The sequence below is a fragment of the Stenotrophomonas genospecies 5 genome (genome assembly GCF_054473825.1).
On record NZ_JBTMUW010000001.1, the window covers coordinates 2,151,381 to 2,170,694 of the forward strand.

At 67.7% G+C, this 19,314-nt stretch carries 19 protein-coding genes; 2 read left to right on the forward strand and 17 right to left on the reverse strand.

The features are described 5' to 3' along the window. Positions 1-128: 128 nt before the first annotated feature. From ACX9OW_RS10035 to rlmD, 8 genes are all read right to left on the reverse strand, one after another. The gene (locus tag ACX9OW_RS10035) at positions 129-1,397 is read right to left on the reverse strand and encodes an FAD-dependent oxidoreductase (protein WP_262218612.1); all 1,269 of its coding nucleotides are present in this window, start codon (positions 1,395-1,397) and stop codon (positions 129-131) included. 221 nt (positions 1,398-1,618) lie between these two features. Beyond that, positions 1,619-1,825 (reverse strand): cold-shock protein, encoded by a 207-nt coding sequence (locus ACX9OW_RS10040; protein ID WP_005410590.1) that lies wholly within the window; start codon positions 1,823-1,825, stop codon positions 1,619-1,621. A gap of 88 nt (positions 1,826-1,913) precedes the next feature. Continuing rightward, positions 1,914-2,660: an S-methyl-5'-thioinosine phosphorylase gene (locus ACX9OW_RS10045; RefSeq protein ID WP_053520226.1), complete on the reverse strand. Its 747-nt coding sequence runs from the start codon at positions 2,658-2,660 to the stop codon at positions 1,914-1,916. 82 nt (positions 2,661-2,742) lie between these two features. Beyond that, the gene (locus tag ACX9OW_RS10050; RefSeq protein ID WP_053520227.1) at positions 2,743-3,297 is read right to left on the reverse strand and encodes a hypoxanthine-guanine phosphoribosyltransferase; all 555 of its coding nucleotides are present in this window, start codon (positions 3,295-3,297) and stop codon (positions 2,743-2,745) included. After that, positions 3,297-4,304: a beta-N-acetylhexosaminidase gene (gene nagZ / locus ACX9OW_RS10055; protein WP_111186713.1), complete on the reverse strand. Its 1,008-nt coding sequence runs from the start codon at positions 4,302-4,304 to the stop codon at positions 3,297-3,299. Before nagZ ends, ACX9OW_RS10050 begins: the two co-directional genes overlap by 1 nt. A gap of 103 nt (positions 4,305-4,407) precedes the next feature. Further along, complete coding sequence (locus ACX9OW_RS10060; protein WP_053520229.1) at positions 4,408-5,100, reverse strand: DsbA family oxidoreductase; 693 nt, start codon at positions 5,098-5,100, stop codon at positions 4,408-4,410. Between the two features lie 49 nt (positions 5,101-5,149). Further along, on the reverse strand, positions 5,150-5,635 hold the full coding sequence (locus ACX9OW_RS10065; protein WP_053520230.1) for a CYTH domain-containing protein: 486 nt from the start codon (positions 5,633-5,635) through the stop codon (positions 5,150-5,152). Positions 5,636-5,668: 33 nt separating this feature from the next. Next, positions 5,669-7,003, reverse strand: a complete 1,335-nt coding sequence (gene rlmD / locus ACX9OW_RS10070; RefSeq protein WP_065181808.1) for a 23S rRNA (uracil(1939)-C(5))-methyltransferase RlmD — start codon at positions 7,001-7,003, stop codon at positions 5,669-5,671. A 129-nt stretch (positions 7,004-7,132) separates the two neighbouring features. Here rlmD and ACX9OW_RS10075 point away from each other — a divergent pair, with 129 nt between their 5' ends. After that, positions 7,133-7,861: a response regulator gene (locus ACX9OW_RS10075; protein WP_053520232.1), complete on the forward strand. Its 729-nt coding sequence runs from the start codon at positions 7,133-7,135 to the stop codon at positions 7,859-7,861. 99 nt (positions 7,862-7,960) lie between these two features. On the opposite strand, the gene recO is transcribed toward ACX9OW_RS10075, so the two are convergent. The 9 genes from recO to rpoE all read right to left on the reverse strand — a co-directional run bounded on the left by recO (position 7,961) and on the right by rpoE (position 16,610). After that, positions 7,961-8,680, reverse strand: coding sequence for a DNA repair protein RecO (gene recO / locus ACX9OW_RS10080; RefSeq protein WP_053520233.1), 720 nt, complete (start codon positions 8,678-8,680; stop codon positions 7,961-7,963). An 18-nt stretch (positions 8,681-8,698) separates the two neighbouring features. Continuing rightward, the gene (gene era / locus ACX9OW_RS10085; RefSeq protein ID WP_053520234.1) at positions 8,699-9,595 is read right to left on the reverse strand and encodes a GTPase Era; all 897 of its coding nucleotides are present in this window, start codon (positions 9,593-9,595) and stop codon (positions 8,699-8,701) included. Then, positions 9,592-10,272, reverse strand: a complete 681-nt coding sequence (rnc, locus tag ACX9OW_RS10090) for a ribonuclease III (RefSeq protein WP_053520235.1) — start codon at positions 10,270-10,272, stop codon at positions 9,592-9,594. The genes era and rnc overlap by 4 nt, the downstream gene beginning before the upstream one ends. Continuing rightward, positions 10,262-10,645 carry a DUF4845 domain-containing protein gene (locus ACX9OW_RS10095; RefSeq protein ID WP_053520236.1) on the reverse strand — a complete coding sequence of 128 codons (384 nt, stop codon included), beginning with the start codon at positions 10,643-10,645 and terminating at the stop codon, positions 10,262-10,264. Before ACX9OW_RS10095 ends, rnc begins: the two co-directional genes overlap by 11 nt. A gap of 37 nt (positions 10,646-10,682) precedes the next feature. Then, positions 10,683-11,477, reverse strand: coding sequence for a signal peptidase I (gene lepB / locus ACX9OW_RS10100; RefSeq protein ID WP_053520237.1), 795 nt, complete (start codon positions 11,475-11,477; stop codon positions 10,683-10,685). Between the two features lie 54 nt (positions 11,478-11,531). Next, the gene (gene lepA, locus ACX9OW_RS10105) at positions 11,532-13,325 is read right to left on the reverse strand and encodes a translation elongation factor 4 (RefSeq protein ID WP_053520238.1); all 1,794 of its coding nucleotides are present in this window, start codon (positions 13,323-13,325) and stop codon (positions 11,532-11,534) included. Positions 13,326-13,498: 173 nt separating this feature from the next. Further along, positions 13,499-15,031, reverse strand: coding sequence for a DegQ family serine endoprotease (locus tag ACX9OW_RS10110; protein WP_263175256.1), 1,533 nt, complete (start codon positions 15,029-15,031; stop codon positions 13,499-13,501). Positions 15,032-15,105: 74 nt separating this feature from the next. Then, positions 15,106-15,993 carry a sigma-E factor negative regulatory protein gene (locus ACX9OW_RS10115; RefSeq protein WP_053520401.1) on the reverse strand — a complete coding sequence of 296 codons (888 nt, stop codon included), beginning with the start codon at positions 15,991-15,993 and terminating at the stop codon, positions 15,106-15,108. Continuing rightward, the gene (gene rpoE / locus ACX9OW_RS10120) at positions 15,990-16,610 is read right to left on the reverse strand and encodes an RNA polymerase sigma factor RpoE (protein WP_065174837.1); all 621 of its coding nucleotides are present in this window, start codon (positions 16,608-16,610) and stop codon (positions 15,990-15,992) included. Before rpoE ends, ACX9OW_RS10115 begins: the two co-directional genes overlap by 4 nt. Positions 16,611-16,845: 235 nt before the next feature. Between rpoE and ACX9OW_RS10125 the strand changes: the two genes are divergently transcribed. Then, positions 16,846-18,909: a 3-hydroxyacyl-CoA dehydrogenase NAD-binding domain-containing protein gene (locus ACX9OW_RS10125; RefSeq protein ID WP_368866169.1), complete on the forward strand. Its 2,064-nt coding sequence runs from the start codon at positions 16,846-16,848 to the stop codon at positions 18,907-18,909. Positions 18,910-19,314: the final 405 nt, after the last annotated feature.

A 19,314-nucleotide genomic window follows, 5' to 3' on the forward strand; every position in this document is an offset into this window, starting at 1 on the left:
CGGCGGCGCCACCCGGGCCACGCGATGTTCGAATCACGGAGAGGAAAACGGGCGACGCCGCTGTGGCGTGCTTCACTCTTGTCGCACATACGCGGTGAGGTAACCGTTAATTCACGTGATGATGCGATTCACGCAGCCGCCGTGGCAGCCTGCGTGGCAAGCGCAACGGGCGGCCGGGCCAGGGCTTCGAGGAAGGCTGGATCCAGAGCAAGCGAACCGAACCAGCCGTGCTGGGTTCCACTGAGCACCCGCAGCATGTGCCCGCGTCCCCCCGGCAGCCGCCCCATCGGGCCAAGCAGTGCGTCGCGCGCCTTGGCCCACGCATCGCGATCGGACTGGAACAGCGGCGTCAGCCAGCGGCTCCAGCGCTGGTACACCGCCACATGCGCACGTCGCTGCGCCTGGTAAGCCTGCAGTGCCGTCTCACCAGCGCCATGCACACGCAGCGCGTCTCGCAGCGCCAGCGCATCGAGCAGCGCCATGTTCACCCCCTGCCCCAGCTGCGGGCTCATCGCGTGCGCTGCATCGCCGACCAGGACCATGCGCCCCTGATGCCAACGGGTCATCACCGCATCGCGGTAAACCGCCCGGGACAGCTGTCCGGCATCGTGCAGGTGATCGAAGCGTGCGCTGGCCTCGGGCCAGAGCGCATGCAGTTCCTGCAGCCACGGTTGCATGCCTTCATCTTCCCAACGCGCGAAGTCGGCGCGTGGCAGGCTCCAGAAAAAACTCAGGCGCGGGGTGTCATCACCCGGACGCGTGCCCACCGGCAACAGGCCGATCATCTTGCGCGCGGCGACGTAGCGTTGGCGCAGCTGCTGCACGTGCGGCCACTCTCCGGCCGGCAGCAGGCACCACAATGCGCCCCACGGATAGACGCGGTCGAGGCCAGCGCCGCCGGCAATGGTCGCGCGCAGGGACGACGCTGCGCCGTCGGCCGCCACCACCAGGTCAAACGGGCCATGCGTGCGGCCTTCGTTGTCGCGCAGTTGCCCCCGCGCGGTATCGACCGCGTCGATGGTGGTCCCCGCATGCAGTTGGCCGGCGCCATCGCGGGCCAGGTCCAGCAGCGAGAACAGGGCGCCGCGCTGCATGCCCAGACCGTGCAGGCGGACATCGAGGCCGCCATAGCCCATGTCCATCACCGCACGTCCGCACGGCGTGTCGCCATAAAGCCGATGCACCGGCGCGGCATGCGCGCGCACGGCCTCCAGCAGTCCCATCTGCCACAGCACCTGCAGGCCGCTGGGCTGCAACAGGAAACCGGCGCCGACCGGCCCAGGGGTCGGCACGCGCTCGAAGATCTCAACGTCGTGCCCGTCGCGGGTCAGCAGGATGGCCATCGCCTGGCCAGCGGTGCCGTATCCAATCACGGCAATGCGAAGTCGTTCCGTCATCCGCACATTGTGCCCCAGCCGGATCCGGATCGTTCTCCAAGCCGCGCGCGGGCGGGCCGCCCTGCCGGCGAAGTAAAGGAGGAGGCGACGGTCGAAGGCCGGCGCCGGGGGACATTCGCCGGCAGGGCGGCCCGCCCGCGCGCGGCTTGGGTTCGGTCCCATGCGATGGGCGCAAAAAAAAACCCCGCCGGAGCGGGGTTCTCAACGCACTGTCGAGTGGATCACTCGGCCGGCGTGATGTTCGAAGCCTGGGCACCCTTCGGGCCCTGGGTCACGTCATAGGTGACACGCTGGCCTTCCTGCAGGCTGCGGAAGCCCTTGGAGTTGATGGCGGAGAAGTGCGCGAACACGTCGGCGCTGCCATCCTCCGGCGAGATGAAGCCAAATCCCTTGGCGTCGTTGAACCACTTGACGGTACCGTTCGGCATGGTGATGCGAGACCTTATGCAATGAATGGGTGGTGTACGCTGAACCCGCGTACCGGCTGAGTATGCAAAGCTTGCTCGGCGAAGACAATCACCCCCGTGCCAATTCGCCGATCAGTTCCGGAAGTCCATTGCTCGCCGCCTGCACATTGGCCAGCACTTCGGCCATCGTGATCTCCTCGCCATCACCACAGCCCGCGGCCCAGTTCGCCACGATCGCCAGGCACGCGTAATCCAGTCCCAACTCCCGCGCCAGCGCGGCTTCGGGCATTCCGGTCATGCCCACCAGATCGCAGCCATCGCGCCGCATGCGGGCGATTTCCGCGATGGTTTCCAGCCTCGGCCCCTGCGTCGCACCGTAGCAGCCACCGTCATGGACCGTGACACCCGTCACTTTGGCAGCAGCCAGAATCTTGCTCCGCAGCATCGGCGTATACGGGTGGCCGAAGTCCACATGCAGCACTTCGGTACCCTCTTCTTCACAGATCGTGCTGATCCGGCCCCAGGTGTAGTCGATGATCTGGTCCGGGCAGGCCAGCACGCGCGGCCCGACCTGCTCGGTGATGCCCCCGACGGTGTTCAGCGCCAGCACGCGCTGGGCGCCGATCTGCTGCAGCGCAGCCAGATTGGCGCGGTAGTTGATCTTGTGCGGCGGCAGCGAGTGGCCCTCGCCATGGCGCGCAAGGAACGCCACGCGGTTGCCCAGCAGCGTGCCCACGCGCACCGGGCCGGAGGGACGGCCGAAGCGGGTCTCGACCTCGTGGGTCTGCACATCGTCGAGCTTGGCCAGGTTGTAGACACCGGTACCGCCGATCACGGCCAGGGCGATCTGTTGCATCGAAAGCACTCCAGAGAAAGACGAACGCCGGCACCCGAGGATGCCGGCGGCGGCAAAGGACGGCCGCGGACGGCCGTGCCTGTTATTCCTTCATCGCGTAGATGGCCGGCACGCAGCGCAGGGTCTCGTTGACGTCCATGCCGAAACCGAACACGTAGCGGTCGGGCAGTTCGATACCGGCGTAGTCAGCCGTCACATCCGGCAGCCCGCGATCGTGCTTCTTCACCGTCATCGCCGCGATGCGCACGTCGGTCGCGCCCTGTTCCAGGCACCAGGTGCGCACGCCCTGCAGGGTGTAGCCCTCATCGAGGATGTCATCGACCAGCAGCACACGGCGGCCGAACAGCGCGGTGGCCGGCTTGTGCTTCCACACCAGGTCGCCGCCGGTGGTTTCACCGCGATAGCGGGTGGCGTGCAGGTAATCGAACTGCACGTCCTGGCCGCGTGCACCCAGCTCCAGCGCCAGCTGGCCGGCGAACGGCAGCGCACCGTGCATGATCGACAGGAACAGTGGCACCTCGCCCTTGTAATCGCGCGCGATGGCGTCGGCGATACCGGCGATGGCCTTGTCGATGGTGGGGCGGTCAACCAGCAGGTCGGCCTGGGCCAGGGCCTGGGAAATGGTGAGGTTCGGCATCAGACGGTTCTTCCAAGGGTTTCAAGCAGACGGGATTGAGTGTCGCCATGGCGGGCATCGGCCAGCAGGCCATCCCAGCCAAGCGCGCCGCGGCCGAGCAGGCCAAGCAGCGCAGCGGTATTGAGGGAGCGTCCCTGCACCGCGTGCAGGGCTTCATCGACCAGCTCCGGATGGCAGACCAGCACGACGTCGCAGCCCGCATCCAGGTGCGCGTGCACGCGTGCCGCAACGCCACCGGCATGGTGCGAAGCGGCCATGCCGATGTCGTCGGAGAACACCACGCCGCGGAAGCCCAGCTCGCCACGCAGCACCTCCTGGATCCAGCGCGGCGAATAGCCGGCCGGTTCCGGCGCCACCTGCGGGTAGATCACGTGCGCCATCATCACGGCGTCGGCACCGGCGGCAACACCGGCCCGGAACGGCACCAGGTCCTGCGCGCGCAGTTCGTCCAGCGTCCGCGGATCGACCGCGGTATCGACATGGGTGTCTTCCAGCACGGTGCCATGGCCGGGAAAATGCTTGAGGGTGGCCGCCATGCCGGCCGCGTGCATGCCGCGTACGTAGGCCTCGGTGAACGCAGCCACGACCTGCGGGTCTTCACTGAAAGCGCGGTTGCCGATCGCAAGGTTGCCACGGCCCAGGTCGACCACCGGGGCAAAGCTCAGGTCCACGCCACTGGCGCGCACTTCGCTGGCCATCAGCCAGGCGTGCTGCTCGGCCAGCGCCAACGCGGCGCCGGGATCCTTCGCATAGCCGGCACCGATCTCCTGCAGCGGCGGCAGATCGCTGTAGCCCTTGCGGAAACGCTGCACGCGACCGCCTTCCTGGTCGACGCAGATCAGCTGCGGGCGCGGCGCGGCCTCGCGGATCGCGGCGCTGAGCTCGCTCACCTGCTGGCGGGAGGCGAAGTTGCGCGTGAACAGCACCACCCCGGCAACGGCATCGTGCTGCAGCCAGTCGCGTTCCTGGGGGGTCAGTTCAGTGCCGGCAACGCCGATCAGCAGCATGGTCGTTCTCCACAACGGGCGCCCGCATGGCGCAGTGCCGCATTGTCGCAGAACCGGCCGTTGGACGCAGGTGGGGGCGTCCATCGCGCGCCCCCTCGAAGGATCAGACCCTGCAGCCGTCCGCGCCACAGGCGTCGTCGCCACTGCGCCCGGTTGCCGTGCCCTGCTCCGCCGCGATCTGCCGCAGCGCCTGGGCGAAGGCTTCCGGAGGCTGGGCGCCGGAGATCGCCCAGCGGCCGTCGATGACGAAGGTCGGCACCGAGGAAACACCCAGCGCACGGGCCTGGTCCAGTCCCGCTTCGACCTCGGCCAGGCCGCGTGAGGAGGCCAGCATCTGGGCGATCTCTGCCGCATCCAGTCCGCCTGCCACACCGGCCCGGGTCAGCACCTCTGTGTCCGCCAGATTCTGGCCGTGCTCGAAATGAGCGCGGAACAGCGCCTCTCCGACCGCGTCCTGCACACCGTGCTGGCCGGCCAGCCACAGCAGCCGGTGCGCTGGCAGGGTGGTCACCCGCACCTGGCCCTGGCTGAAGTCCATGGGCAGGCCTTCGCCACGGGCGGTGGCCTGGGTCTGGCCGAGAATCTGCTCTGTGCGCTCGACACCGCCGAACTTGCGCGCATACGCCTCGCGCAGCGGCACCGGCGTGGTGCCCGCATCCGGGTCCAGCTGGAACGGCTGCCAGTGGATGTCGAGTACTGGGGCATCGGCCCCCAGCAACTGCACCCCCTGCTGGAAACGGTGCTTGCCGATCCAGCACCAGGGACAGACCACGTCGGAGTAGATGTCGATTCTCATCCCACCGACATGGGGTCCGGGCGCCCCGAAAAAAGGGGGAACGCCCCTTTCACCAGCGTGAATAGGGATGACTGGCCAGTGCGACGTTGTAGTAGCGCGGGTCGTCGGTGACCTCCGCGCCGGCCCAGTCCGGCAGGACGATGGCCTGCCCGGCGCTTTCCAGCTCGACTTCGGCCACCACCAGGCCGGCGTTGTCACCCAGGAACTCATCCACTTCCCAGGTCAGGCCGGCATGCTCGACCAGGTGGCGACGCTTGTCGATCAGGCCCCCCACGCACAGCGCCAGCAGCGCGCGCGCATCCTCCACCGGAATCGGGTAATCAAACTCCTGGCGGGTATGGCCGATCGTGCGCGACTTCAGGTTCAGCGCGGCGTGCTCACCTTCGATGCGCACCCGCACGGACGCGTTCTGGCGACCGCTGTCGAGCGCGCCCAGATCGTTGATGTAGCCCTGCGCCATCGGAATCACCCGGTGTGCGGCCGCACGCCAGCCGTCGCTGCTGACGAGGAATTTGCGTTCGATCTCGATGCCCATCGCGCCATTATGCGCGATGGGCATGACAGCGGGTCAGCGCTTTTCGAACACCGCGATGCTTTCCACGTGCGCGGTGTGCGGGAACATGTCCATGGCGCCGGCACTGACCAGGCTGAAGCCCTGCTCGTTCACCAGATAACCCGCGTCCCGGGCCAGCGATCCCGGATGGCAGCTGACGTACACGATGCGCTTGAACTGCTTCAACGGCAGCTGCTGCAGCACCTCGATCGCGCCCGAGCGCGGCGGGTCCAGCAACAGCTTGTCGAAGCCCTGGCGCATCCACGGCGTGGCGCGCTGGTCCTGGGTCAGGTCGGCGCTGTAGAACTGGGCGTTGCCCAGCCCGTTGCGCTCGGCGTTCTCACGTGCGCGGGCAACGAGGCCCGCGTCGCCTTCCACGCCCACCACCTCGCGCACTCGGCGCGCCAGCGGCAGGGTGAAGTTGCCCAGCCCGCAGAACAGGTCCAGCACGCGCTCGTCTTCACCCGGCTCCAGCAGATCCAGGGTGTGAGCGATCATCTTCTCGTTGAGCTTGGCATTGACCTGGATGAAATCCAGTGGCCGGAATGCCAGTTCGACATCCCACGGCGCCAGCCGGAACGACAGCGGCACGCCCTGCCCGTCCAGCGGATGGACGGTGTCCACGCCACCGGGTTGCAGGTAGATGGCGAATCCGTGCTGCTGGCCGAAGCTGGCCCATGCGGCGCGGTCGGCATCACTGAGCGGCTGCAGATGACGCACGGTCAGCGCGATGGCCTGGTCACCGCCGATGAACTCGATCTGCGGGATGTCGCGCTTGCCGTCGAGCGACTCGATGAAGGTCGACAGCGCCTGCACCTTGGTGCCCACTTCGGGGATCACGGTCAGGCACTGGCTGAGATCGGCGACGAAGCGCGGGTCCTGTTCACGGAAGCCGACCAGGGTCTTGTCCTTCTTCTCGACGCGGCGCACCGAGAAGCGCCCCTTGCGGCGGTAACCCCAGCTGTCGCCGACCAGCGGTGGCAGCACGCGGCCCGGCTTCACGTGACCGATGCGTTCCAGGTTGTCCATCAGCACGCGCTGCTTGGCAACGATCTGCTGGTCTTCATCCAGGTGCTGCAGCACGCAGCCGGCGCAGGTGCCGAAATGCGGGCACTTCGGCGTCACCCGCTGTGGCGAGGCCTGCAGCACTTCCACGGTGCGTGCTTCGTCGAAATGGCGGCTGCGGGCGGTCTGTTCAGCCATGACCACCTCGCCCGGCAGAGCGCCGCTGATGAAGGTGACCTTGCCACCTTCGCCTTCACGGCGGGCGACGCCGCGACCATCATGGCTGAGGTCGAGGATCTCGGTCTGGAACGGGGTACGGTCGATGCGGGAGCGGGATCGGGCCACGTGGCAACAGGCTGCGGGCGAAAATGGGCGCGTATTGTCGCAGATCCTGACCGGCGGGGCCTGCCGCCGCTTGCGCCAGCCGCCGCCGTGCTTGATGATGTCAACCAGCTGACATGGAGGCAGCCCCTGATGCAGATGACCCCGCGGGCCGGTCGGCCCCGCTTCCTGCTTGTCGAGGACGACATCATCAGCCGCGGGTTTTTCAAGGCGGCGTTGGAAACCCTGCCGGCGGACGTCGATACCGCGGACTCCCTTGCCAGTGCCCTGGCAAGCGCCGAGCCCGGGGCTCACGACCTGTGGCTGATCGACGTCAACCTGCCCGACGGCAATGGCGCGCAGCTGCTGCGCGAACTGCGCCGTTCGCATCCGGACACGCCTGCCCTGGCGCATACCGCCGACGGTGACACGTCCATCCATGCGCGCCTGCGTGAGGCCGGTTTCAGCGACACCCTGGTCAAGCCGCTCGGCCGCGACCAGTTGCTGAAGGCGGTCCGCCGCGCCCTGGTCAACTCGCCGGCCGGCATCGCCGTCGCTCCGGCCCCCGCTGCGATCGAGCTGAACGGGCAGGACTGGGACGAGACCGCCGCTCTGGCCGCTCTCAATGGCCAGCGCAACCACCTGATCGCCCTGCGCGAGCTGTTCCTTGCGGAACTGCCGGGCGTCCGCGATGCGGTCGAGCAGGCCGTGGACCAGCATGATGAACGCCAGCTGCGCAGCCAGCTGCACCGGCTGCAGGCAAGCTGCGGCTTCGTCGGTGCAGCACGGCTGGGCCGCGCGGTGCGCCAGCTGCACCACATGCCGGAGTCGGACCTGGCACAAGCGGGCTTCCGCGCCGCGGTAGCGGCACTGCTGCACTGAGGGTTGCCCGGCACGGGTGCGCCCTGCCCCGTCGGATATCGAAATCAATCCGGGGTCAGATCCCTTTCCCTGCGGAAGACGGATCTGCTCCCCGTCCGCCTACCGCCGGGGGGCCAACTGCTCCAGCAGCTCCCAGGACTTCAGCCCCCGTGGCCCCAGGTGGTGCGCCAGCACCCGCCGCATGGGCAGCCGCAGGCTCGCCAGATCGGCAGGCCCCGGCTCCTCGTCGGCCGCCAGCGCCAACAGCGCCGAACCGGTGGCCGCCGCACTGCGCTCTCCACCGCGCTCGCTGAGCAGCCGTTGCGGCCCTTCCTGCGGATCCAGCGCATAACGCGCTGCCGGATCGATCGGCTGACCATCGCTGGCGCTTTCCAGATCGAAACCGAGCCCCAGTGCGGCAAGCAGCTCGCGCTCGAAGCGGCGCAGCGTCCAGGCCAGTCCGGCGCCCACTGCCAGCCGCGCGCGTGCCTCGCCGTACGCCAGGTACACCTCCGGCAACGGATCCTGGCGTGGCGCCAGCCGCAGCGTCAGTTCACTCAGGTAGAAGCCGGCCAGCATGGCCTGGCCGACCAGCCGCGGCGCCGCGTCCAGCGCTTCGGCGGCACGCAGCTGCGCCAGTTCGCCGCGCTGCTGTGCGCTGAAGCGGATCCACTGCAGCGGCTGCAGGGCCGCGCGCAACACCTGGCCCTTGGCCGTGGACACGCCGCGCGCAAGCAGGCCGATCCGGCCATGCTCCGCGCTCAGCACCTCCACCAGCAGGCTGGTTTCGCGATAGGCCCGTGCATGCAGCACGAACCCCGTGTCGTCCTCGATGATCACCGAAGCGATCGCCGTGGCTTACTCGTAACCGAAGGCCTTCAGCGCGGCCTCGTCGTCGGACCAGCCTTCACGTACGCGCACCCAGGTTTCCAGGAACACCTTGGCACCGAACAGACGCTCCATCTGCAGGCGCGACTTGGCCCCGATCTCCTTCAGGCGCGCGCCCCCCTTGCCGATCACGATGGCCTTCTGGCCTTCCCGCTCGACCCAGATCACCGCGCCGATGCGCAGAAGATTGCCATCCTCGGTGAAGCGCTCGATCTCCACGGTGGTGGCATAGGGCAGCTCCTCGCCAAGCTGGCGCATCAGCTGCTCACGTACCAGTTCACCGGCAAGGAAACGTTGGCTGCGGTCGGTGATCTCGTCCTCGCCGAACATCGGCGGGGCTTCCGGCAGCAGCTCCAGCACGTCACGCACCAGGGCGTCCAGGCCGTTGCGCTTCTGCGCCGAGATCGGATGCACGGCGGCGAAATCACGGCCGGCGGTCACCTCCTGCAGGAACGGCAGCAGCGCGCCCTTGTCCTTCAGGCGATCGATCTTGTTGACCACCAGCACCACCGGGATGCCGGCATCGCGCAGCACGTTGAAGGCCAGGCTGTCTTCGTCATCCCAGCGCCCGGCCTCGATCACCAGCAGGCCTGCATCCACGCCTTCCAGCGAGCCGCGCGCGGCGCGGTTCATCACCCGGTTCATCGCCCGCTTCTGCACCTTGTGCAGGCCCGGGGTATCGACCAGCACCAGCTGGCCTTCCGGATAGGTGGCGATGCCGAGCAGGCGGTGGCGGGTGGTCTGCGGCCGGTTGGAGACGATGCTGACCTTGGCCCCGACCAGGGCATTGGTCAGGGTCGACTTGCCGACGTTCGGGCGGCCGATGACGGCCACGCTGCCGCAATGATGGGAAGTTTGTTCGCTCACTTGGAATCCAGTTGTTCTAGGACGGCTGCAGCCGCCTGTTGTTCGGCAAGCCGCCGCGAGGCGCCTTCGCCCTCGGTGCTGGCGGCCGGGTCGGCCACGTTGCAGCGTACCCGGAAATGTTTGGCGTGGTCGTCACCGGATTCTGACACCAGTTCGTACTGGGGCAACGCCTTCTGCCGGGCCTGCAGCCATTCCTGCAGGCGGGTCTTGGGATCCTTCTCGGGGCGGCCGGTGGCCGGCAGCGCCTCCATCGAGGCCGTGAACCAGGGCAGCACGGTCTCCCGGCACGCGTCAAAACCGGCGTCCAGGTAGATCGCGGCCACCACCGCCTCCAGTGCATCGGCCAGGATCGAGTCGCGGCGGTGCCCGCCCGACTTCATCTCGCCCGCGCCCAGGATCAGCCGTTCGCCCAGCTGCAGGGTACGGGCGATCACTGCCAGCGCCCCTTCACGCACCAGCTCGGCGCGGGCGCGGGTCAGTGCGCCCTCGTCGGCCTTGGGCCAGCGCTGGTACAGCGCCTCGGCGACCATCATGTTGACGATGCTGTCGCCGAGGAATTCCAGGCGCTCGTTATGCGGCACGCCGGCACTGCGATGGGTCAGCGCCTGCTTGAGCAGCGCCGGGTCGCGGAAGGCATGGCCGATCAGGTCGCCACGTTGGATGAATTTACTGGGCACCGCTTCGGGTCAGGTCCTGGGAAGAATCGAATTTGCCAACCACATCGAGGTTGCCGATCAACGGGCGACGCACTTCGTAGTTGACCTTGAGGGTCCAGCCATTGTCGCGGCGATCGAACTTGACGTTGCCCGGCTTCACGTTGTCCGAGTAGTTGATGTACAGCCGCTTGAAGAACAGATCCTGGATCCGCGCCGGCTCCATGCTGGCCACGCCCGGCTGGCTGGCCAGGCTCTTCATCGCCGAGCGTACCGCGTAATACTCCTGGTACATCGGGAACAGCTTCATGCCGATGTAGATGAAGAAGCCAACCACGACCAGGACCACCAGAAACGAGGTCAGGGTGATGCCGCGCTGCGTGTTCATCGTCTTCATTGCGTTCTCCCCAGATACGCGTTGGATGTAAAAATACTCAGTTGATGCCCGAGCCGATCCGCGACGGTTCGAAACCGTCCTTGCAGAACCAGCCCTGGCAGTTCAGCCAGATCAGGAATGCCTTGCCCCGCAGGTTCTCTTCCGGCAGCAGCCCCCAGAAGCGTCCATCATCGCTGTTGTCACGGTTGTCGCCCATCACCAGGTACTTGCCGGCCGGCACCGTCCACTGGCCCTGGCCACGCGGATAGTCGGTCTCCAGCACGGTATGGGTGCGGCCCGGGAGATGCTCGACCAGCAGGTTGGCGCCCTCGCCCTGGCCCTTGTGGCCGGCGTAGATGCCCTTGTTGTCGTACTTCACCGGCTCGCCGTTCAGCACCAGGCTGTCGCCCTCGAACACCACGGTGTCACCCGGCACGCCGATCACGCGCTTGATGAAGTTCTCGCCCTTGGCCGGGTCGTTGTCGCCGTGGCCCGGGAAGTGGAACACCACCACATCGCCGCGCGCGGGATCACCCACCGGCACGAAGCGGGTATTGGTGATCGGCAGGCGCAGGCCATAGGCGAACTTGTTGACCAGGATGAAATCACCGATCAGCAGGTTCGGCATCATCGAGCTGGACGGGATCTTGTACGGCTCGGCGATGAAGCTGCGCACGACCAGCACGATCGCCAGCACCGGGAAGAATGCACGCGAGTAATCCACCAGCACCGGCTCGGTGTCGAGCAGGCCTGCACGCTGGGCGCGGCGCCTGGCGAAGTACAGCTTGTCCGCAAGCAGGATCAGGCCCGAGGCCAGGGTCAGCACGACCAGGAGGATCTCAAACAGTTTCATTCAGGGTCCTTTGCAACGTCACCGGACGACCGGCCCCGGAGGGCCGGTGCGCGCTTACTTGTTGTCCATCTGCAGCACGGCCAGGAACGCTTCCTGCGGGATTTCCACGCGGCCGACCTGCTTCATGCGCTTCTTGCCTTCCTTCTGCTTTTCCAGAAGCTTCTTCTTGCGCGAAACGTCGCCACCATAGCACTTGGCCAGCACGTTCTTGCGCATGGCCTTGACCGTGGTACGGGCGATGATCTGCGAGCCGACAGCCGCCTGGATCGCCACGTCGAACATCTGCCGCGGGATCAGGTCCTTCATCTTCTCGCACAGCTCGCGGCCGCGGCGGTCGGCATGGCTGCGGTGGACGATCAGCGACAGCGCATCGACCTTGTCGCCATTGATCAGCACGTCCACGCGCACGAACGGGCCGGCATCGAAGCGCACGAAGTGATAGTCCAGCGACGCGTAGCCGCGGCTGACCGACTTCAGCTTGTCGAAGAAGTCCAGCACCACTTCGGCCATCGGCAGCTCGTAGCTGATCTGCACCTGGCTGCCCAGGTAGTTGATGCCGATCTGGCTGCCGCGCTTTTCCTCGCACAGCTTGATGATGTTGCCGATGTACTCCTCGGGGGTGAGTACGTTGGCACGGATGATCGGCTCGCGGATCTCCTGGACCTGGTTCACCGCCGGCAGCTTGGCCGGGTTGTCCATGTTGATGATCGAGCCATCGGTCTTCAGGACCTCGTACACCACCGTCGGCGCGGTGCTGATCAGGTCCAGGTTGTATTCGCGCTCCAGCCGTTCCTGCACGATCTCCATGTGCAGCATGCCGAGGAAGCCGCAGCGGAAACCGAAGCCCATCGCCTCCGAGCTTTCCGGCTCGAAGCGCAGCGCGGCATCGTTCAGGCGCAGCTTGTCCAGCGCCTCGCGCAGGTCCGGATAGTCCTCGGCGTCGACCGGGAACAGGCCGGCGAACACGCGCGGCTGCATTTCCTGGAAGCCCGGCAGCGGCTTCGGTGCCGGATCACCGGCCAGGGTCAGGGTGTCGCCCACCGGCGCACCATGCACGTCCTTGATGCTGGCCGTGACCCAACCCACCTCACCCGCGCGCAGCGCCGGCAACACCTTGCGCTTGGGGGTGAACACGCCGACGTTGTCGACCTGGTGGTTGCGGCCGGTGGACATCACCTGCAGCTTGTCGCCGGCTTTGATCTCGCCCTGCATGACGCGCACCAGCGAGACCACGCCGAGGTAGTTGTCGAACCAGGAATCGATGATCAGCGCCTGCAGCTTGTCGGTATCGCGCGGCTGCGGCGGCGGAATGCGGTGGACGATGGCCTCCAGCACGTCCTGCACGTTCAGGCCGGTCTTGGCGCTGACCGGCACGGCGTCGGTGGCGTCGATGCCGATCACGGCCTCGATCTCGGCCTTGGCGCGCTCGATGTCGGCCGTAGGCAGGTCGATCTTGTTGATCACCGGCACCACTTCCAGACCCTGCTCCACCGCGGTGTAGCAGTTCGCCACCGACTGCGCTTCCACGCCCTGGGCAGCATCGACCACCAGCAGCGCACCTTCACAGGCGGCCAGCGAGCGGCTGACTTCATACGAGAAATCGACGTGGCCCGGGGTGTCGATGAAGTTCAGATGATAGGTCTGCCCGTCCTTGGCCAGGTACGGCAGCGATACCGACTGCGCCTTGATGGTGATGCCACGCTCGCGCTCGATCGGGTTGGAGTCGAGGACCTGCGCTTCCATCTCGCGGGCCTGCAGGCCACCACAAAGCTGGATGATGCGGTCGGCCAGCGTGGACTTGCCGTGGTCGACGTGGGCGATGATGGAGAAGTTGCGGATGTTCCGCATCGAATCAGATGACATAGGTGGCGGCGGCGCGCGGCGTCGTCAGGGTAACGGTGGATTATCGCACGCCCGGGGCCCGCCCGCGAAAGGCGCCTCGCCGGGCCAGGGCCGGAACGACCGAAGCCCCGCCTGAGCGGGGCTTCGGGGGGCAGCGGCTGCCGGAGCAGCCCCGGTCCTTACTCGCCGGCCTTGACCGCCACGAAGGCGCTGTTGCCGTTGCCGGTGCGGACCAGCAGCATCACCACATCGCCCTTCTTGTAGCTGGACAGCGCGCGGTTCAGCGACTCCACGCCGCTCACCTGGGTGCTGGCCACCTGCAGGATCACCATGCCCGGGGACAGGCCGGCATCCCGGGCGCCCTGCCCCTTGACGCCGGTGATGCGCACGCCCTCGCCCGATTCCAGGCCCAGCTGCTTGCGCTGCGGCGCGGTCAGATCGCTGACGTCCAGGCCCAGCAGGGCATTGGCACCACTCTGCGGAGCGGCATCGGCCCTGGCGGCGGCGGGGCTGCGGGCGCTGGCCTGGTCATCCTCGGCCAGCGCGGTCAGGGTGGCGCTCAGGTCGCGCGGCTTGCCGTCACGGATCACGCCCAGGGTGACCCGGCTGCCCGGGGCCATGGCGCCGATCAGCGGCGGCAGATCGGACCAGCTGTTGACCGGTGCGCCGTTCACGGTGCGGATCACATCCCCCACCTTCACACCGGCGCGGGCGGCCGCCGAATCCGGCACGATCTGGTTGACCAGCGCACCCCGGCTGTCCGGCAGGCCCATGGCCTGCGCCTTCAGGCCGTCGATCTCCTGCACCACCGCGCCCAGCTGGCCGCGGGTGACCCGGCCGGTCTTCTTGATCTGTTCGACCGCGCTCATCGCCAGGTCGATCGGAATCGCGAAGCTGATGCCCATGTAGCCACCGGACGCAGAGAAGATCTGCGAGTTGATGCCGACCACTTCGCCCCGGGTGTTCAGCAGCGGACCGCCGGAGTTGCCCTGGTTGATCGCCACGTCGGTCTGGATGAACGGCACGTAGCGCTGGTCCGGGCCGCCGGTGCTGCGGCCGAGGGCGCTGACCACGCCGGCGGTGACCGAGTGGTCGAGGCCGAACGGCGAGCCGATCGCGACAACCCACTGGCCCGGCTTCAGGCTGTTGGAATCGCCGACACGGACGGTCGGCAGGTTCCTGCCTTCGATCTTCAGCAGGGCGACGTCGTACTGCTGGTCGCTACCCACCACCTTGGCGGTGAACTCACGGCGATCGCCCAGCTTGACCTTCACCTCGCTGGCGTCGGCTACCACGTGGTAGTTGGTCAGCACGTAGCCGTCGGGCGAAATGATGAAGCCCGACCCCATGCCGCGGCCCTTGATGCTGGGACCGCCGTCGGGGCCGCCCGGCCCCTGCCCCGGCATCGGGAAGTCCGGGCCGAAGAAGCGACGGAAGAACTCCGGCATGTCGTCGTCCCCCATCGGCCCACGCGCCTGGCGGTTGCTGCGGACGATGGTGGTGTCGACGTTGACCACGCCCGGGCCGACCTGCTCGACGAGGTTGGTGAAATCGGGCAGGCCGGTGACCAGCGGCTGCGCAGGAGCGCGCGGCGCGGCAGCGGCCGCGGCCGGCGCGGTCTGGGCAGCCGGGGACGGCGCCTGGGCACAGGCCACCAGCGGCAGGGTCAGGGCCAGCAGGCCGATGGCCTGCGTGCGGAATCGGGGAGTCATCGGACGGCAACCTCCGGATCGGATGGAAGGGAGAAGAAGGGCCCCGCGATCGGCGGGGCGTGGCGGCACCCGGCTCAGTCGCGCGGGCGGGGCGGCGGCGGCAGGTCGTCCTGCAGGCGCGGCTCGAAGGGGTAGAACGTGGCGCTGTCGGCATGCGCCGGGAAGCTGGCGTTGAGCGCGCCCCCCGCGGCCGGAGCAAGGCTGGAGCGCGGCCACGGCCGGGCCTGCAGGCCGGCCACCTCGCCGAACGGCAGGTTGCGGCTGGCACCGGCCGGCACGGTCGGCACCAAGGGCGCCTGGGCGGCGGCCACAGCCCGCTGCGCCCCGTCGTCACGCTGTGCCACCCGCGCAGCCTGCTGGCCGCGGGTGGCACTGGCGCTGGCGCGGCGTGCGTCCTGGCGACGGCTGGCGGCCAATGCGGCCGCCGGAACACTGGCCACCGCCACCACCGCCGGATCGACCGAGGCTTCGGTCACCGTCGCGGGCGATACCGGTGCCGGCGGCAGCTCGGCCTGGCTGGCGACCACCTGGGGTGCCAGCGGCTCTCCGGGAGGGGTCTCCTTCAGCTTCTCGCCGCCGATCAACAGGGCCACCGCAGCGACCGAGGCAGCCAATGCGGCACCGCCCCCCCAGGTACGCCAGCCACTGCGGCGCACCTGCCGGTCCTGAGGCCCGGACCGGGGCGTGGGTTCGGCGGCGATGGCAGAGGCAACCGCGGCGCTGAAGCCGGCGGGCGCAAGCACCGAGGCCTGCCCGCGCATCACGTCGCCCAGCAGCTGCCAGCGTTCCTGGCAGCCGGCCAGTTCCGGGTCATGCTCCATGCGGCGCAGCAGGAAGCGGGCCTCGTCGGCCCCCAGCTCGCCATCGACCAGGGCCGACAGCTGTTCCCGATGGCGCTGGTCAAGCCGCAGCCCGGCCGGCGATTGATGATTCTGCGATTCGTTGAATGGATGACTGGTCATACGCGGCTCTTCTCGCGGGTGGCGCTGCCGATGTCCAGCAGCGGCCGGAGTTCGGTGTCGATCGCCTCGCGCGCCCGGAAGATCCGAGAGCGCACGGTGCCGATCGGGCACCCCATCTTCTGCGCGATTTCCTCGTAGCTCAGGCCTTCCACCTCGCGCAGGGTGATCGCCGACCGGAGTTCTTCCGGCAGCGCGTTGACGGCCTTCATCACTGTCTGTTCCAGCTCCTGGCGCATCAACTCGCGTTCGGGCGTGTCGGTGTCGCGCAGGCGCGTGCCGCTGTCGAACTGTTCGGCATCGCCGATGTCGATGTCATCGGTCGGCGGGCGTCGATTGTGTGAAGCCAGGTAGTTTTTGGCGGTGTTCACGGCGATCCGATGCAACCAGGTTGAGAACTGGGCATCGCCGCGGAAGCTTCCGATCGCGCGGTAGGCGCGTATGAAAGTGTCCTGGGCGACGTCCTGACATTCACTCCAGTCGGCGATGTAGCGACCGACCAGGGCCACGACCCGATGCTGGTACTTGCGCACCAGTACATCGAAAGCCGCGCTCTCGCCGCGCTGCACGCGCCGGACCAGTTCCAGATCCAGCTCCTGTGGTGTTTCAACCTCGGCCATGGGGGGCCGCACTCCTGTCAGCCCAACCGACGTCGGGCAATGAGACTGCCAATCCCGGGAAAAGTTCAGTCGCCGATCACCCGGCGCCGCACCAGCTTTTAACCACTGTTCCGTTAGCGTTCTGTTCCACGGCCATGGATCCGGAACCGCCACTCCCCTGCTATAGGGATTTGACGCGGGGGAAACAACCTCTGGATCATAGCCGCTTCTCCATACACAACCGGATGGAACGTCCATGCTCTCAGGCTTCGATGGTCTCCGCTTCAGCCACTGGCACCCCGAGATCCGCGACGACGGCGTGGTGGTCCTGTCCCTGGATCGTCAGGACAGCAGTGTCAACGCGATGTCGCAGGACGTGCTGCTGGAGCTGGGCGATCTGCTCGAACGCATCGCGCTGGATCCGCCGAAGGGCGTGGTGATCCAGTCCCTGAAGAAGGCCGGCTTCATCGCCGGCGCCGATCTGAAGGAATTCCAGGAGTTCGACCGGCGCGGCACCGTCAACGATGCCATCCGTCGCGGCCAATCCACCTACCAGAAGCTGGCAGAGCTGCCCTGCCCGACCGTTGCAGCCATCCATGGCCACTGCCTGGGTGGCGGCACCGAGCTGGCCCTGGCCTGCCGTTACCGCGTGGCCTCCAACGACAGCAGCACCCGCATCGGGCTGCCGGAAACCCAGTTGGGCATCTTCCCCGGTTGGGGTGGCAGCGCGCGCCTGCCGCAGCTGGTCGGCGCCCCGGCGGCGATGGACATGATGCTGACCGGCCGCACCCTCTCGGCCTCGGCCGCGCGTGGCATCGGCCTGGTCGACAAGGTGGTGGCACCGGCGGTGGTGCTCGACACCGCCGTCGCACTGGCGCTGGCCGGTACCACGCGGCCGTTCAAGCAGCGTGCGCTGGCATGGGCCAGCAACACCTGGCTGGCGCGCAAGGTGCTGGCACCGCAGATGATCAAGCAGGTCGCGCGCAAGGCGAAGAAGGACCAGTACCCGGCGCCCTATGCACTGATCAGCACCTGGCAGCGCAGCGCCGGCAAGCCGGTGCAGGCCCGCCTGGATGCCGAACGCCGCGCGGTGGTCAAACTGGCCAGCACGCCGACCGCGCGCAATCTGATCCGCATCTTCTTCCTGACCGAGCGCCTGAAGGGTCTGGGCGGCGGCGATTCCGGCATCCGCCACGTGCACGTGGTCGGCGCCGGCGTGATGGGCGGTGACATCGCCGCGTGGGCGGCCTACAAGGGCTTCGAGGTCACCCTGCAGGATCGCGAGCAGCGCTTCATCGATCCGGCGATGGAACGCGCGCAGGCACTGTTCGCCAGGAAGGTGAAGGACGAGAGCAAGCGTCCGGCGGTGGCGGCGCGGCTGCGGGCGGATCTGGAGGGCAAAGGCGTGGCCGCCGCTGATCTGGTGATCGAGGCGATCATCGAGAACCCGGAGGCCAAGCGCGCGCTGTACCAGACGCTGGAGCCGGGCATGAAGGCCGATGCGCTGCTGACCACCAATACCTCGTCGATTCCGCTGGTGGAACTGCGCGACCACATCCAGCGCCCGGCGCAGTTCGCCGGCCTGCACTACTTCAATCCGGTGGCACAGATGCCGCTGGTGGAAATCATCCATCACGACGGCATGGCGCCGGAGACCGAGCGCCGTCTGGCAGCGTTCTGCAAGGCGCTGGGCAAGTTCCCGGTACCGGTGGCGGGCAGCCCGGGCTTCCTGGTCAACCGCGTGCTGTTCCCGTACATGCTGGAGGCGGCCACCGCCTATGCCGAAGGTATCCCGGGCCCGGTGATCGACAAGGCAGCGGTGAAGTTCGGCATGCCGATGGGCCCCATCGAGTTGATCGACACGGTCGGCCTGGATGTCGCCGCCGGCGTGGGCCGCGAGCTGGCGCCGTTCCTCGGCCTGCAGATTCCGGCGGCACTGCAGACGGTGGAAGCCGACAAGCGCGGCAAGAAGGATGGCCAGGGCATCTACACCTGGGAGAACGGCAAGCCGAAGAAGCCCGATGTCGCCAGCGACTACCAGGCCCCTGCGGACCTGGAAGATCGCCTGATCCTGCCGCTGCTCAACGAGGCGGTGGCCTGCCTGCACGAAGGCGTGGTGGCCGATGCGGACCTGCTGGATGCCGGCGTGATTTTCGGCACCGGATTCGCGCCGTTCCGCGGGGGTCCGATCCAGCACATCCGCGCGGTGGGTGCCGATGTGATCGTCGAGCGCCTGAAGGCGCTGCAGCAGCGTCACGGTGACCGCTTTGCCCCGCGCCCGGGCTGGGACAACCCTGCCCTGCGCGAACCGGTGGTGTGATGTGATGTGATCGGCCGGGCCTGCGGCCCGGCACCCGCAGAGGCAACGTCAAGTTCCACAGCAGAAGCCAGAGCCGGAGCAACAGCCGGCTCTGGCTTTTCTGTTTGTCGGGCGGGGCGGTGTCGGGTTGCGGGGACGCCGTAAACCCGTCCCTGGGGGCTTGGCCGCGGCATCCATGCCGCGGACACCCCGCAACCCGACACCGCCCCACCCCCGACAGTTTCCCGGTGACGGTGGTGAATCTCGATTCCGGTGTGGATCACTGCGAACTGGTGGGTGTCGACCTTGGTCGCCACCAGGAGCGAAGCGACCGGCGTTTGATGTTGATTTTCTTTTTTCTTCTCCGTGGCTGGACGCACACGGAAACTGTCAGGGGCCGGGCGGGGTGGGTTCGCGGGGGTGTCC